At 66.5% G+C, this 14547-nt stretch carries 13 protein-coding genes; 9 read left to right on the forward strand and 4 right to left on the reverse strand.

The annotated features are described in order from the left end of the window. Window positions 1-46: 46 nt before the first annotated feature. Window positions 47-943, reverse strand: coding sequence for a bile acid:sodium symporter family protein (locus IB234_RS16915; RefSeq protein ID WP_192319990.1), 897 nt, complete (start codon window positions 941-943; stop codon window positions 47-49). 214 nt (window positions 944-1157) lie between these two features. Here IB234_RS16915 and IB234_RS16920 point away from each other — a divergent pair, with 214 nt between their 5' ends. Further along, window positions 1158-3875: a cation-transporting P-type ATPase gene (locus IB234_RS16920; protein ID WP_192319992.1), complete on the forward strand. Its 2718-nt coding sequence runs from the start codon at window positions 1158-1160 to the stop codon at window positions 3873-3875. A gap of 65 nt (window positions 3876-3940) precedes the next feature. Here the strand turns inward: IB234_RS16920 and IB234_RS16925 are convergent, their stop codons facing one another. The 3 genes from IB234_RS16925 to IB234_RS16935 form a co-directional block, all read right to left on the reverse strand. Further along, window positions 3941-4702 carry an SDR family oxidoreductase gene (locus IB234_RS16925; protein WP_192319994.1) on the reverse strand — a complete coding sequence of 254 codons (762 nt, stop codon included), beginning with the start codon at window positions 4700-4702 and terminating at the stop codon, window positions 3941-3943. A gap of 147 nt (window positions 4703-4849) precedes the next feature. Next, window positions 4850-5545: an orotidine-5'-phosphate decarboxylase gene (gene pyrF / locus IB234_RS16930; protein ID WP_192319996.1), complete on the reverse strand. Its 696-nt coding sequence runs from the start codon at window positions 5543-5545 to the stop codon at window positions 4850-4852. A gap of 56 nt (window positions 5546-5601) precedes the next feature. Beyond that, window positions 5602-6321 carry a ZIP family metal transporter gene (locus tag IB234_RS16935; RefSeq protein ID WP_192319998.1) on the reverse strand — a complete coding sequence of 240 codons (720 nt, stop codon included), beginning with the start codon at window positions 6319-6321 and terminating at the stop codon, window positions 5602-5604. Between the two features lie 86 nt (window positions 6322-6407). Between IB234_RS16935 and IB234_RS16940 the strand changes: the two genes are divergently transcribed. The 8 genes from IB234_RS16940 (at window position 6408) to IB234_RS16975 (ending at window position 14420) form a co-directional block, all read left to right on the forward strand. After that, window positions 6408-6848, forward strand: a complete 441-nt coding sequence (locus IB234_RS16940; RefSeq protein WP_192320000.1) for a thioesterase family protein — start codon at window positions 6408-6410, stop codon at window positions 6846-6848. 73 nt (window positions 6849-6921) lie between these two features. Beyond that, complete coding sequence (locus tag IB234_RS16945) at window positions 6922-7392, forward strand: cytochrome C (RefSeq protein WP_192320003.1); 471 nt, start codon at window positions 6922-6924, stop codon at window positions 7390-7392. A 414-nt stretch (window positions 7393-7806) separates the two neighbouring features. Next, window positions 7807-9018: a nitrate/nitrite transporter gene (locus tag IB234_RS16950; protein WP_192320005.1), complete on the forward strand. Its 1212-nt coding sequence runs from the start codon at window positions 7807-7809 to the stop codon at window positions 9016-9018. A 197-nt stretch (window positions 9019-9215) separates the two neighbouring features. After that, window positions 9216-10883, forward strand: a complete 1668-nt coding sequence (locus IB234_RS16955; protein ID WP_192320007.1) for a bifunctional protein-serine/threonine kinase/phosphatase — start codon at window positions 9216-9218, stop codon at window positions 10881-10883. Window positions 10884-10964: 81 nt separating this feature from the next. After that, window positions 10965-12098, forward strand: a complete 1134-nt coding sequence (locus tag IB234_RS16960; protein ID WP_192320009.1) for an MlaE family ABC transporter permease — start codon at window positions 10965-10967, stop codon at window positions 12096-12098. Further along, the gene (locus IB234_RS16965) at window positions 12092-12874 is read left to right on the forward strand and encodes an ABC transporter ATP-binding protein (RefSeq protein WP_192320087.1); all 783 of its coding nucleotides are present in this window, start codon (window positions 12092-12094) and stop codon (window positions 12872-12874) included. Before IB234_RS16960 ends, IB234_RS16965 begins: the two co-directional genes overlap by 7 nt. Next, window positions 12874-13812, forward strand: a complete 939-nt coding sequence (locus IB234_RS16970) for an MlaD family protein (protein WP_192320090.1) — start codon at window positions 12874-12876, stop codon at window positions 13810-13812. The genes IB234_RS16965 and IB234_RS16970 overlap by 1 nt, the downstream gene beginning before the upstream one ends. After that, window positions 13809-14420 (forward strand): ABC-type transport auxiliary lipoprotein family protein, encoded by a 612-nt coding sequence (locus tag IB234_RS16975; protein WP_192320011.1) that lies wholly within the window; start codon window positions 13809-13811, stop codon window positions 14418-14420. The genes IB234_RS16970 and IB234_RS16975 overlap by 4 nt, the downstream gene beginning before the upstream one ends. Window positions 14421-14547 lie beyond the last annotated feature (127 nt).

Consider the following 14547-nt stretch of genomic DNA (forward strand, 5'->3'; position numbering starts at 1 on the left):
AAAAAAGCCCGGGAAAAACCGGGCTTTTTTGTTTTCAACGATGCACTCAGGCAGCGGCCTTGGCCTCTTCGGCCAGTTCCTTGCCGTGGGCGTAGTTGACCCACCAGCCGAAGGCCGCAGCGGTGAAGAACATGAAGAAGCTGTAGATGGCCGCCGGAATGCCCATGGTCGGGTTGTTCAGCAGCGCCGGGCTCAGCGCCAGGGCGATGGCCAGGGTGCCGTTGTGGATGCCGATTTCCATGCCGATGGCGACCGCCTGACGCTGCGGCAGCTTGAGCAGACGCGGCACGAAGTAACCGACCGCCAGGCTGAGCAGGTTGAACAACAGCGCGGCCATGCCGACTACCGGGGCGTACTCGACCACGGTCTGCCAGTCCTTGACGAAGGCCAGCACGATCACCAGCACCAGGAACAGCGCGGAAATGATCTTCACCGGCTTCTCCATGGCGTTGGCAAAGCCCGGTGCCAGCTTGCGGATGACCATGCCAATGGCCACCGGACCGAGCACGATGGCGAATACCTGCACCACTTTGGCGAACTGCAGCGGAATGGCCTGGTCGCCCTCCATGAAGTAGGCGAGCGACAGGTTGACGATGAAAGGCATGGTCAGGATGGCGATCACCGAGTTGACCGCCGTGAGGGTCACGTTCAGCGCCACGTCACCATGGGCCAGGTGGCTGTAGAGGTTGGCCGAGGTACCGCCGGGCGAAGCCGCCAGCAGCATCAGGCCCACCGCCAGCGCTGGCGCCAGGCCGAAACCCTTGGCGATCAGGAAGCATACAAACGGCAGCAGCAGGATCTGGCAGCCGAGGCCAATGAGCACCGGCTTGGGGAATTTCACCACCCGGGCGAAATCAGCCAGGCTCAGGGACAAGCCCAGACCGAGCATGATGATGCCAAGGGCAATGGGGAGGAACGCAGTCAGCAAGGGCGAAGCGGTCATTATTGTTGTATCTCCGATTGAACCACCCCGATTCTTGACGAGACGGTTAGGCGATGTAACTGGCCAATCGTGCCAAACATGCGGGTTTCTCGTTACAGAATGCAAAAAATTCGCCGGCAGTCGTGCCCGGCGATGCCGTCTAGCCTTGCTCTGGGTCAACGCAAGCCGCTCGTGGCTCGCCCAGCGTGTAAAGGACGACAGAAGGAAGCCCCGCATGAGCGAACAGACCAGCCCCCGTACCTGGCATGCCCTGGCGGCTGACGAGGTGCAACACGAACTGGCCACCGGCACCGGTGGCCTTGATCCAGCCGAAGCCGAACAGCGCCTGCAACAGTACGGCGCCAACCGTCTCACTCCACCCAAACGGCGCGGTCCGTTAATGCGCCTGCTGCTGCAGTTCCACAACATCCTGCTTTACGTGATGATGGCGGCCGCCTTGGTCACCGCCCTGCTCGGTCACTGGGTCGACACTGGCGTGCTGCTGGCCGCAGTGCTGGTCAACGCCATCATCGGTTTCATTCAGGAGGGCAAGGCCGAGGCCGCGCTGGACGCCATCCGCGCCATGCTCTCGCCGCACGCCACCGTGATCCGCGCCGGTAAGCGCCAGGAGATCGATGCCGGCGAGCTGGTGCCCGGGGACATCGTGCTGCTCGCCTCCGGCGACCGGGTACCGGCGGACCTGCGCCTGATCGCGATCAAGGAGCTGCGCGTCGAGGAAGCCGCGCTCACCGGCGAGTCCCTGCCGGTGGAGAAAGCCGTCGACGCGGTGGCCGAGGATGCGCCCCTGGGCGATCGCTACGGCATGGCCTATTCCGGCACCCTGGTGGTCTATGGCCAGGCCACCGGTGTGGTGGTCGGTACCGGTGTGGCCACCGAGCTGGGCCAAATCAACCGCATGCTCGCCGGGGTACGCCTGATGGCAACGCCGCTGCTGCGGCAGATCGACCGCTTCGGCCGCATGCTGGCCATCGCCATCCTCGCCATTGGCGCCCTCACCTTCGTGCTCGGCACCCTGTGGCGCGGCCATTCGCCGGAAGAGATGTTCATGATGGTGGTGGCCCTGGTTGCCTCGGCGATCCCCGAGGGGTTGCCGGCGATCATGACCGTCACCCTCGCCCTCGGCGTGCAGCGCATGGCCCGGCGCAAGGCGATCGTCCGGCGCCTGCCGGCGGTGGAGACCCTGGGCTCGGTCACGGTGATCTGCTCGGACAAGACCGGCACCCTGACCCGCAACGAGATGACCGTGCAGCGAGTGGTCTGCGCCGGTCATGTATTCGATGTCGGCGGCGTCGGTTACGCCCCGGTCGGCAACCTCAGCGTCGACGGCCGCGTGGTGGAAATCCCCCACTACCCCGCCCTGGAGTGGGCGATTCGTGCCGGCGTGTTGTGCAACGACGCACGCATGCGTGACGACGACGGGCTATGGCGGGTCGAGGGCGATCCCACCGAAGGCGCTTTGCTGGTGCTCGGCGGCAAGTCCGCTCAGGAACACGACGCCACCTGCAGCGCCTGGCCGCGCCTGGACAGCATCCCCTTCGAGTCACAGCACCGCTTCATGGCCACCCTACATCGAGGGCTGGACGACGAGCGCTGGATCCTGGTCAAGGGCGCGCCGGAGCGCATCCTCGACATGTGCAACCGCCAGCTCGGCCATGGCAGCCTGGATCAGCCGCTGGATGCCGACTACTGGCGACGCATGGCCACGGACACCGCCGCCCAGGGCCTGCGTCTGTTGGCCCTGGCCCGCAAGCCGGCGGGCGCCGACACGCTCAATCTGGACTTCGACGACACCCGTGAAGGCTTCACCCTGCTGGCACTGGTCGGCATCATCGATCCTCCACGCGAAGAAGCCATTGCTGCCATCGCCGACTGCCACCGGGCCGGCGTGCGGGTGAAGATGATCACAGGCGACCATGCCGAAACCGCGCGTGCCATCGGCGCGCAGCTGGCCATCGGCATCGGTAAACCGGCGGTGACCGGTGCCGAAGTGGCGATGATGGATGAGAGCGCCCTGCGCCGGGTGGCCATGGAGGTCGACGTGTTCGCCCGCGCCAGCCCCGAACACAAGCTGCGCCTGGTGCAGGCGCTACAGGACGATGGCCAGGTGGTGGCGATGACCGGCGATGGGGTCAACGACGCACCAGCGCTGAAACGTGCCGATGTCGGCGTGGCCATGGGCCTGAAAGGCACCGAGGCGGCCAAGGAGGCCTCCGACGTGGTGCTGGCAGACGACAACTTCGCCACCATCGTCCGCGCCGTGCGCGAGGGTCGCGCGGTCTACGACAACCTGAAGAAATTCATCCTGTTCATGCTGCCCACCAACGGCGGCGAAGCGCTGGTGGTGATCGCCGCCATCCTGCTCGAACTGACCCTGCCGCTGAGCCCGGCGCAGGTACTGTGGATCAACATGGTCACCTCCAGCACCCTGGGCCTGGCGCTTGCCTTCGAGCCGGCCGAGGGCGACATCATGGGCCGTCGCCCGAGATCGCCAGGCACGCCGCTGCTTTCGGGTTTCTTCATCTGGCGCGTGCTGCTGGTGTCGGTGCTGATGATGCTTGGCGCCTTCGGCCTGTTCTACTGGGAAGTTCACTCAGGCACCAGTGTCGAGCAGGCGCGCACCATGGCGGTCAACGCAGTGGTGGTGGCGGAGATGTTCTACCTGCTCAACAGCCGTTTCATCCTCGCACCGGTATTCAACCGCCGGGGATTGCTGGGCAATCCGTACGTGCTGATGGCCATCGCCGCGTGCATCCCGCTGCAACTGGCCTTCACCTATTGGGGGCCGCTGCAGGCCGTGTTCGGCTCGACCGACCTGGCCGCCAGCGAATGGCTGAAGATAGTCGCGGCCGGCGTACTGGTGTTCTGCATCGCCGAACTGGAGAAACTGGTGATCCGCCGCAGCGGGCTGGACCGCAGGCTCGGGCTTTCCTGAGCGCGGAAAGAAAAACGCCCGGGCAAGCCCCGGGCGTTTTCATGTTCAGCCAATGAAGAGCCGACTCAGATCGCGGTAGCGCCACCGTCCACGGCCAGGCTGTGGCCGGTGGTGAAGGCGGCGGCATCACTGCACAGGTACAGCACGGCAGCGGCGATCTCCTCGACCTTGCCGATGCGCCCGACCGGGTGCATGCCGGCGACGAACTCGGCCTTCTTCGGGTCGGCTTCGGCGGCACGGCGCCACATGTCGGTGTCGATCACCGCCGGGCACACGGCGTTGACGCGGATCTTCTTCTTGCCGTACTCGACGGCGGCGGACTTGGTCAGGCCGATCACCGCGTGCTTGGAGGCGGCGTAAATGCTCATCTTCGGTGCGGCACCGAGGCCAGCGACCGACGCGGTGTTGACGATGGCACCACCGCCCTGGGCCAGCAGCAGCGGCAGCTGGTGCTTCATGCACAGCCACACGCCCTTGACGTTGACGCCCATGATGGCGTCGAACACAGCTTCGTCGCCGTCGGCCAGCTTGCCCTTCTCGATCTCGATACCGGCGTTGTTGAAGGCGTAATCCAGACGGCCGTAGGTGGCAACTATCTGCTCCATCAGCGCCTGCACCTCGGCATCGCGGGTCACGTCGCAACGCACGAAGACCGCCTCGCCACCGGCAGCGCGAATGGCCTGCACGGTGCCTTCGCCGCCCGCCACATCGACATCCGACACCACCACCTGCAGCCCCTCGGCCGCGAAGGCCTGGGCGGTGGCGCGGCCGATGCCGGCTGCACCGCCGGTTACCAAGGCTACTTTGCCGGAGAAGGTCATGCTCATTTCTGCATCCTCGCAGGAGTTGGAAGTGAGCGGAGTCTAGCCAGCGCGCGCGGCGGCGAGCAGCACTATCAGGGCGCGATGTGCAGGATCATCCAAAGGAGTGATGAAGGCACCGGGGGCGTCATCACTCTTCTGGATGCAAGGCGGTCAGCCGAGCTGGGCGACGATATCGGCCAGGGCCTTACCCGGATCGGCGGCCTGGCTGATCGGGCGACCAATCACCAGGTAGTCGGAGCCCGCTTGCAGGGCTTGGGCCGGAGTGAGAATGCGGCGCTGGTCATCGACCGAACTACCAACCGGGCGAATGCCGGGAGTGACCAGTTGCAGTGCGGGCTGGGCGATCTTCAGTGCCGGCGCTTCCTGGGCCGAGCACACCAGGCCATCCATGCCGGCACTGGCGGCCAGGGCGGCCAGGCGCAGCACCTGCTCCTGCGGCTCCACGTCCAGGCCGATGCCGGCCAGATCCTCACGCTCCATGCTGGTCAGGACGGTCACACCGATCAGCAGCGGCTTCGGGCCGTTGAACTTGTCCAGCGTTTCACGGCAGGCCGCCATCATGCGCAGGCCGCCGGAGCAGTGCACGTTGACCATCCACACGCCCATTTCCGCCGCCGCCTTCACTGCCATCGCGGTGGTGTTGGGAATATCGTGGAATTTCAGGTCGAGGAACACCTCGAAGCCGCGATCACGCAGGGTCGAGACGATTTCCGCAGCGCAGCTGGTGAACAGCTCCTTGCCGACCTTGACCCGGCACAGCTTCGGGTCGAGCTGGTCGGCCAGCGCCAGGGCGGCATCACGGGACGGGAAATCGAGGGCAACGATGATCGGGGTCTGGCAGGACATGGCGGGCTCGCAGGAATCGAAAACCGCGGCATTGTAGCGGAAGCCGCCCGCCGCGGTCAGATCACCTTGTCCAGTGCCAGCGCGGTCATGAACCCGCTCAGCGTGATCAGGCCAGTCAGCGCGTGAGTTTCGGCAAAGGCCTCGGGAATCATGCTGTCCACCAGCATGCACAGCACGGCACCGGCGGAGAAGCCGAGGACGAAGGCCAGCCAGGTATCCGGCAAACCGGCGAACAGCCCAGGCCCGGCCATGGCCGCCATTCCCGACAGCAGCACGATCACGCCCCACAGGCCGAACACCCAGGCCCGACTGCGACCCTCGTCGCGTAGGCCGGCGGCGCTGGCCAGACCCTCCGGCAGGTTGGAGAGGAAGATCGCCACCAACATCACCAGGCTGACCGTACCGCCGTCGAGCAGGCCCAGGCCAAGCCCCAGCGACTCAGGAATGCCGTCGAGAAAGGCTCCCGCCGCGATCAGCAGCCCGGCCATGGCGCCCTGCCCACCCTGCAGGCGCTCCAGCCAGCGGCTGGCGAGGACGAATACCAGGCCACCGCAGAACATCCCGGCCAGGCTCGGAAGATGTCCACCCAGGCGCAGCGCGTCCGGCAGTTGTTCGAAGCAGATCGCGGCGATCAGCACACCGCTGCCATAGGCCATGATCGATGCCACCGCCTTGCGCGGCAGCCTGACGAACACGCCGATGGCCGCGCCCAGCAACAGACTGCTGGCCGCCAGCCAACCCCACAGGCCTGCCTGCAGGGTCATGTTCAACGTCATGCAACCTCCCCATTCACCACGCCAATGATTTCGTACCGCAGCGCCGAGAGTAGACTGTCGCCCCCTCTCCCGACCAGGCAGCAGTCATGGCCCGTCTCCAGCTCGATTTCTCCCAGCAGCAGTTCTGCTACAGCACCCACATGACCGTGCGCAGCACCGACATCAATGCCAGCAACCACCTGGGCAACGACGCCATGATCTCGATGATCTCCGAGGCCCGCGCGCGCTTCCTGTTCGACTTCGGCATCCGCGAAGCCGACCAGGCGCACGGCATCATCGTCACCGACCTGGCCACCATGTACCGCGCCGAGTCGCACTCGCGCGACCAGTTGCTGTTCGAAGTCGGCGTGATGGACTTCAACCGCTACGGCGGCGACATCATCTTCCGCATCACCCGCCCGGCGGACAACACCCTCATCGCCCTGGCCAAGTCCGGCTTCGTGTTCTTCGACTACCAGCAGAACAAGGTGGTGCCGATGCCGGAAACCTTCCGCGCCACCTTCCCCGAGGTCAACTGGCTAGACTGAAGCACCTGGGGCGAACGCTCGGCGAACGCTGGCCTGCCATAACGGAGGCCCGACCACCACCGAGCACCCCATCATGCCCCGCTTCACTCGTACCCTGCCCACTCTGATCGCCACACTTTGCGCCTTGCCGGTTCTGGCCGAACCCTCCGCCGAGCATGGTCGCTACCTGGTCGAGGTAGCGGGCTGCAACGACTGCCACACCGCCGGCTATACCGTGGCTGCGGACAGGATTCCGCAAAGTGCCTGGCTGACCGGCGACAGCCTGGGTTGGAATGGCCCTTGGGGCACCAGCTACGCGAGCAATCTGCGCCTACTGCTGCCCAAGCTCAGCGAAGATCAGTGGGTGCTGCTGGCGCGCAGCGCTAACTACCGCCCGCCGATGCCCAACCGCGCCCTGCACCGCATGAGCGAAGACGATTTGCGCAGTATCCACCGCTTCGTCGCCCAGCTCGGCGAAGCTGGCCAGCCGGCACCCGCCGCACTACCACCAGGGCAGGAGCCGAGCGGTCCTGTCGTGCGCTTCCCGGCGCCACCAGCGCCCTGAGCCCGCCCCGAGTCAGTGCGCAGCCACCCCGGTACGCACCGTCTTGACCCAAGAAGAACCGCATCAAACGAGCTGATCCCGCATTTACCGCGGCTCTGCGAATTTGGCCCGAGTATTGCTCAAGCCCTGTCACAGGCATCCAACGGCGGTTGCCCCCGATACGACAAAGGCGTCGCACCTCCCCGCTCAGGCGGTCAGTGGTGCGGCGCCTTTTGCGTTTCCGCCCCAGCGTATGGGGCGGTCGGCGGACCGCGATCCGGACGTCGACCGGTAACTCTCTCAACCTGGCTGTGGCTTCGGCCACGGGGCCGGGCGCCACAAGCGCCGGGCTCATCCCGCAGGCGGCAAGGCAACGTGCCCACGATCACGGCGCTGCGCCACCGGCGGGACTCTAACTCGATGATGAGGTGTTGGATGAATACAAGTTTCTGGAAAGCCGGCCACGCACCGACGCTGTTTGCCGCGTTCCTCTATTTCGACCTGAGCTTCATGATCTGGTACGTACTCGGCCCGCTGGGCGTACAGATCGCCACCGACCTGGGCCTGACCACCCAGCAGCGCGCCATGATGGTCGCCACGCCGATCCTGGCCGGCGCCGTGCTGCGTTTCCTGATGGGCCTGCTGGCCGACCGCACTTCGCCGAAGACCGCCGGCCTGATCGGCCAGGTGATCGTCATCGCCGCCCTCACGGTGGCCTGGCAGCACGGCATCCACAGCTATGAGCAGGCGCTGCTGCTCGGCCTGTTCCTCGGCTTCGCCGGCGCCTCGTTCGCCGTGGCCCTGCCGCTGGCCTCGCAGTGGTACCCGCCGCAGCACCAGGGCAAGGCCATGGGCATCGCCGGCGCCGGCAACTCTGGTACCGTGCTGACCGCCCTGTTCGCCCCGGGCCTGGCCGCCGCCTTCGGCTGGAGCAACGTGTTCGGCCTGGCGCTGATTCCGCTGGTGCTGACCCTGATCATCTTCGCCAGCGTGGCCAAGAACGCTCCCGAGCGCCCGGCACCCAAGTCGATGACCGACTACCTCAAGGCCCTCGGCGACCGCGATAGCTGGTGGTTCATGTTCTTCTACAGCATCACCTTCGGCGGCTTCCTCGGCCTAGCCAGCACCCTGCCCGGCTACTTCCACGACCAGTACGGCTTCGACCCGGTGAAAGCCGGCTACTACACCGCCGCCTGCGTGTTCGCCGGCAGCCTGATGCGCCCGCTGGGCGGTGCCCTGGCCGACCGCATTGGCGGCATCCGCTCGCTGCTGGTGATGTACACCTGCGCCTCCATCTGCATTGCCGCGGTGGGCTTCAACCTGCCCAGCGCCTACGCCGCCCTGGGCCTGTTCGTGGTCGCCATGCTCAGCCTGGGTGCCGGCAACGGCGCGGTGTTCCAGCTGGTGCCACAGCGTTTCCGCAAGGAAATCGGCGTGATGACCGGATTGATCGGCATGGCCGGTGGCATCGGCGGCTTCTGCCTGACCGCAGGTCTTGGCGCCATCAAGCAGTCCACCGGCGACTACCAGCTGGGCCTGTGGCTGTTCGCCAGCCTCGGCGTGCTGGCCTGGTTCGGCCTGCATGGCGTCAAGCTACGCTGGCGCACCACCTGGGGCAGTGCGGCCGTCACCGTCGCTCGCGTCTGAGTTGGAGGCCGGGCGCCCAGTGCGCCCGGCATCACTGAAGAGGACGGTTGCGACAAAGGCCGGGCCGGCGGCGGCTCGCGCACTGGTCAGGAAAGGTGGAGTGGCGACGCTCCTTGGGGCGCACCGGCCCGGCCTTTGTCTCAACCGACTTGCACACCTTCGGGCGCCATGTGGCGCCCTTGCCCATGAGAGCCCGCATGGCCCTGCAACTGAGTTTCGGCGAAGCAAGCGCTACCGGCCCGCGCACGGAGAACCAGGACGCCATCCGCGTGGTCACCCCTGCGCCGACGCTGGCGGCCAGCAAGGGCTTCCTGTTCTCCCTGGCCGATGGCGTCAGCCAGTGCGCAGACGGCGGCCTGGCCGCCCGTGCCACCCTGCAGGCCCTGGCGCTGGACTACTACTCGACGCCCGAGACCTGGGCCGTGCCCCAGGCACTGGACCGCCTGCTGGTCGCGCATAACCGCTGGCTACAGGCCAATGGTGGCGGCCAACCGCTGCTCACCACCCTCTCGGCGCTGGTCCTGCGCGGTCGCCGCTTCACCCTGGCGCATGTCGGTGATTGCCGCGTCTATCGCCTGCACGCCGGCCAGCTGGAGCGCTTGAGCGAGGACCACGTGTGGGAGCAGCCGGGCATGCAGCACGTGCTCAAGCGCGCCCTGGGCCTGGATCAGCACCTGGTGGTCGACTACCTGGAAGGCGAGTTGCGTGAGGACGAGCGCTACCTGCTGGTCAGCGATGGCGTGTGGTCGACGCTGGGCGACTCCGGCATCCGTAGCCTACTGCTGGACGAGAGCGACCCGGCCGCCGCCTGCCAGGCGCTGGTCGCCGCGGCGCACCTGGCCGGCAGCCAGGACAATGCCAGCGCCGTGCTGGTGCAGGTCGACGCCCTACCGGACAACGACCTGGCCGACACCCTGGCCCAGCTGCAGCAATGGCCGCTGCCGCCCAGGCTGCGTGAGGGCCAGGAATTCGAGGGCTGGCAGATCGAGCGCCTGCTCGGCGAGTCGCGCCAGTCGCTGGTGTACCGGGTGCGCGACACCCAGGCCCGGCGCTGGCTGCTCAAGACCCTGCCAGCCAGCCGCCACGACGAGGCCCAGGCCGGCTCGGCCCTGCTGCTGGAGGAATGGTTCCTGCGCCGCGTCGCCGGCCGCCATTTCGCCGAGGCGCACCCGCTGCCACAGCGCCAGCATCTGTACTACGTGCAGCGCGAATACGCCGGCCAGACCCTGGCCGAGCACCTGCGCCTGAGCGGCCAACTGGGCCTGCCGGAATGGCTGGACCTGGCCCCGCGCCTGCTCAAGGCCCTCGGCCTGCTGCACCGGCGCAACATCCTGCACCGCGACATCAAGCCGGAGAACCTGCTCTGGTGCGACGACGGCGAGCTGCGCCTGCTCGACTTCGGCCTGGCCTACTGTCCCGGCCTGTCGCGCGATGAACAGCACGCCCTGCCCGGTACGCCCAGCTACATCGCCCCCGAGGCCTTCGCCGGCGCCGCGCCGGATTGCCAGCAGGACCTCTACGCCGCCGGCATCACCCTCTACCGCCTGCTCACCGGGCACTATCCCTACGGCGAGATCGAGGCCTTCCAGCACCCGCGCTTCGGCAAGCCGGCCGCGCCCAGCCGCTACCGCCCGGACCTGCCCGCCTGGCTCGACGACTGCCTGCTGCGCGCCGTGGCCGCCAGTCCGGAAGAGCGCTTCGAGACCGCCGAGGAGTGGCTGCTGGTGCTCGAACAGGGCGAGCGCCAGGCGCTCAACGTACGCCCTCGCCCCCTGCTGGAGCGCGAGCCGCTGAAGGTCTGGCGTACGGTCGCGTTGTGCTCCTTGCTGGTGAATCTCATCCTTCTCCTCCTGCTGTTCACGTGACATCCTGCGACATCCGAAGACTTGCGCCTGGCACCCCGCTCGCTCACATTCGGGGCCGCTCGAGCACACAGCAGGAAGCCCATGTCGGAAATCGGCAGCATCGTTCAGGACACCGCACACTCCCCGCCCCGCTGGCAGATCAGTGGGGACTGGACCCTGGGTCACTACAGCCATCTGCAGGCGGAACTGAGCCGCCTGGGGACCCTGGCGCCTGATCAGCCTCTAGATTTCTCCCTGCTGGGGCAGCTGGATACCGCCGGAGCTGCGCTACTGGGGCGCTGGCTGGGCAGCGAAAGACTGACATCTCTCGCACGACAGAACCCCGAACTCACCCCCGAACGCCTGGCACTGCTGCACACCGTTGGCGAGGCGCTACAGGAATGTCCGGAGTCGCCCGGGGCCGCCCACCAGTCCGCCGCCTACGAAGTCCTGGAAGAAGTCGGCGTCACCATGACCGGCCTGTGGGACCGAGGGCGCGCCCTGCTCGGCTTCATTGGCCTGGCACTGGAGAGCCTTGCCCGCACGCTGCTGCAACCCCGCCGCTGGCGTGTCACCTCCCTGGTCGCCCACATCGAACAGACCGGGTTGAACGCCATCCCCATCATCGTGCTGTTGACCTTCATGGTCGGAGCGGTGGTAGCGTTCCTCGGTGCCACGGTGCTGGCCAACTTCGGAGCCACCATCTACACCGTGCATCTGGTGGCCTTCTCCTTTCTGCGCGAATTCGGCGTGCTGCTGACCGCCATCCTCATGGCCGGCCGAACCGCCAGCGCCTTCACTGCACAGATCGGCTCAATGAAGGCCAACGAGGAAATAGACGCGATCCGCGTGCTCGGCCTCAACCCCATGGAACTGCTGGTGCTGCCGCGCATCCTGGCGATGATGATCAGCCTGCCAATCCTCACCTTCATCGCCATCCTGTCCGGCATCCTCGGCGGTGGCGTGGTCAGCGCCCTGATGCTGGACATCTCGCCCACGCTGTTCCTCGGTATCCTGCAGTCCGAGGTGCCGGTTCAACACCTCTTCGTGGGCCTGGCCAAGGCGCCGTTCTTCGCATTCATCATCGCCATCATCGGCTGCCTCGAGGGCTTCAAGTCCGGAGGTAGCGCCAAGTCGGTCGGCGATCACACCACCTCGGCCGTGGTGCAGTCGATATTCATGGTGATCCTGCTCGACGCACTGGCGGCAATGTTCTTCATGGAGATGGGCTGGTGAACGAGGCACTGGTACAGGTACGCGCGCTGCGTAACCAGTTCGGCACACAGGTAGTGCACAACGACCTCGATCTGGACATCAGGCGTGGCGAGGTACTCGGGGTGGTCGGTGGGTCAGGCACTGGCAAGTCGGTACTGCTGCGCAGCATCGTCGGCCTGCTGCGCCCTGCCGCTGGCAGCATCAAGGTGTTCGGCGATAACCTGCTGGAAGCACGCCCCGAACGACGGTCACAGCTGGAACGCCGCTTTGGCGTGCTGTTCCAGCGCGGCGCGCTGTTCTCGTCGCTGACGGTGATCGAGAACATCGCCTTGCCACTGATCGAACACGCCGGCCTGAGCCGACGCGATGCCGAGTGCCTGGCGCGGGTGAAGGTCGCGTTGGCCGGTTTGCCCGCCAGTGCCGGCGACAAATATCCGGACTCACTGTCAGGCGGCATGGTCAAGCGGGCCGCGCTAGCGCGCGCTATTGCGCTGGACCCGGAAATCCTCTTCCTCGACGAACCCACCGCGGGGCTCGATCCCATCGGCGCCGCCGCGTTCGACCAGTTGATCCTCACCCTGCGCGATGCGCTGGGCCTGAGTGTATTTCTGGTCACTCACGACCTCGATACGCTCTACAGCATCTGCGACCGGGTCGCGGTGCTGTCGCAGAAGAAGGTTCTGGTCGCCGACCGCCTGCCGGTGGTCGAGGCGACCGATGACGCCTGGATTCGCGAATACTTTCACGGCCCCCGCGGCCGCGCGGCCAGCCAGGCCACGAACAGGGAGAACCCATGATGGAAACCCGTGCACACCATGTGCTGATCGGCCTCTTCACCGTCCTGGCGGTCGGCAGCGCGCTGCTGTTCGCTCTCTGGATGGGCAAGTCCAGCATCGACCGGGAGTTCAAGCTCTACGAAGTGGTATTCAAGGAGGCGGTCAACGGCCTCTCGGTGGGTAGCAGCGTGCAGTACAGCGGCATCAAGGTCGGAGACGTGGTCAGCCTGCACCTGGACCCGCAGGACCCACGGCAGGTGCAGGCCATCGTACGCGTGGGTGAGGATACGCCGATCAAGGAGAACACCCACGCACGGCTGGCTCTGACCAGCATCACAGGCGGTGCGGTGATCCAGCTCTACGGCGGAACGCCGACCAGCCCAGCCCTCGCCACTCGCAACGACCGGCCGACGGTGATAGTCGCCGACCCGTCGCCCCTGTCACGCCTGCTCACCAACGGCGAAGATCTGGTCACCAACATCAACCACCTGCTCGCCAACGCCAACCGCATGTTTTCCAGCGAGAACATCGAGCGGGTCGGCAGCACCCTGGCCAGCCTGGAGCAGACCGCCGGCGCAGTGGCGAGCCAGCGTGGGGAGATTCGTCAGACTCTGACCGAACTGGCCGAGACCAGCCGCCAGGCGAGCCTGCTGCTGCAGCGGACCAACCGGACCATGGGCGATGCCAACGAATTGCTCGACCAGCAGGGCCGCAGCGTGATGGACAGTGCCGCGCAGACCATGGCATCGCTGGAGCGCACCAGCGCCAACCTGGAGCAACTGCTCTCGCGCAATCAGGACGCGCTCGGTGGCGGCCTGCAGGGCATCGGCGAGATCGGTCCGGCCATCCTCGAATTGCGCAGCACGCTGGCCTCGCTGCGACAGATGACTCAGAGGCTTTCCGACAATCCCGGCGCGGTACTGCTGGATCGGCAACAGAACAAGGAGTTCCAGCCATGACACGGCCCCTGCTTTCCCTCTGCCTGGCCACGCTGGCGCTGCTTGGTGGCTGCTCGCTGCTGCCCGACGCGGAGCCCGTGCAAACCTTCCTCCTGCCCTCGTCGCAGGCACAGGCGAGCGACCGTGCCGCACCGCTTCCCCATTCGCTGGGCATCGCCCGTCCGCAGGCCCGCCTGGTGCTGGACAGCACGCGGATCGCCGTCATTCCCCAAGGCAGCGAGATCAGCAGCTACAAGGGGGCTCGCTGGAGCGATCCGGCCCCGGCGCTGCTGCGCGACCGCCTGCTGGAGGCATTCCAGGCCGATGGGCGCTTCGCCACCTTGAGTAGCGCAGAGCAGCACCTGCAGAGCGACTTCCTGCTGGTCGGCAACCTGCTGGCCTTCCAGAGCGAGTACCGCGGCGGCAAGCCGGAGATCGCGATACGGCTCGATGCCCGCTTGGTACGCTCCAGCACCCAGCGGGTTGTTGCCAGTCATAGCTTCGTCGTGCGCCAGCCCAGCGATGCGGTGGAGATTCCGGCGGTAGTAGCCGCCTTCGGCCAGGCTGGCGACCAGCTCGCCGAGCAGCTGGTGCGGTGGACGGCATCGCAGATGCAGAACCAGCCGTGAAGCCCGCACCACAACGACGCAGAGCGTACCAATCAGGTGCGACAACAAGAGGTATGGCTGCGCCAGCGGGCATTCAGCCCCTATAACACCGCTGTTTCATGAGTTGGCACGAGGACTGCAAAAGACA

The sequence above is a fragment of the Pseudomonas sp. PDM16 genome, assembly GCF_014851865.1.
Lineage (GTDB): Bacteria > Pseudomonadota > Gammaproteobacteria > Pseudomonadales > Pseudomonadaceae > Aquipseudomonas.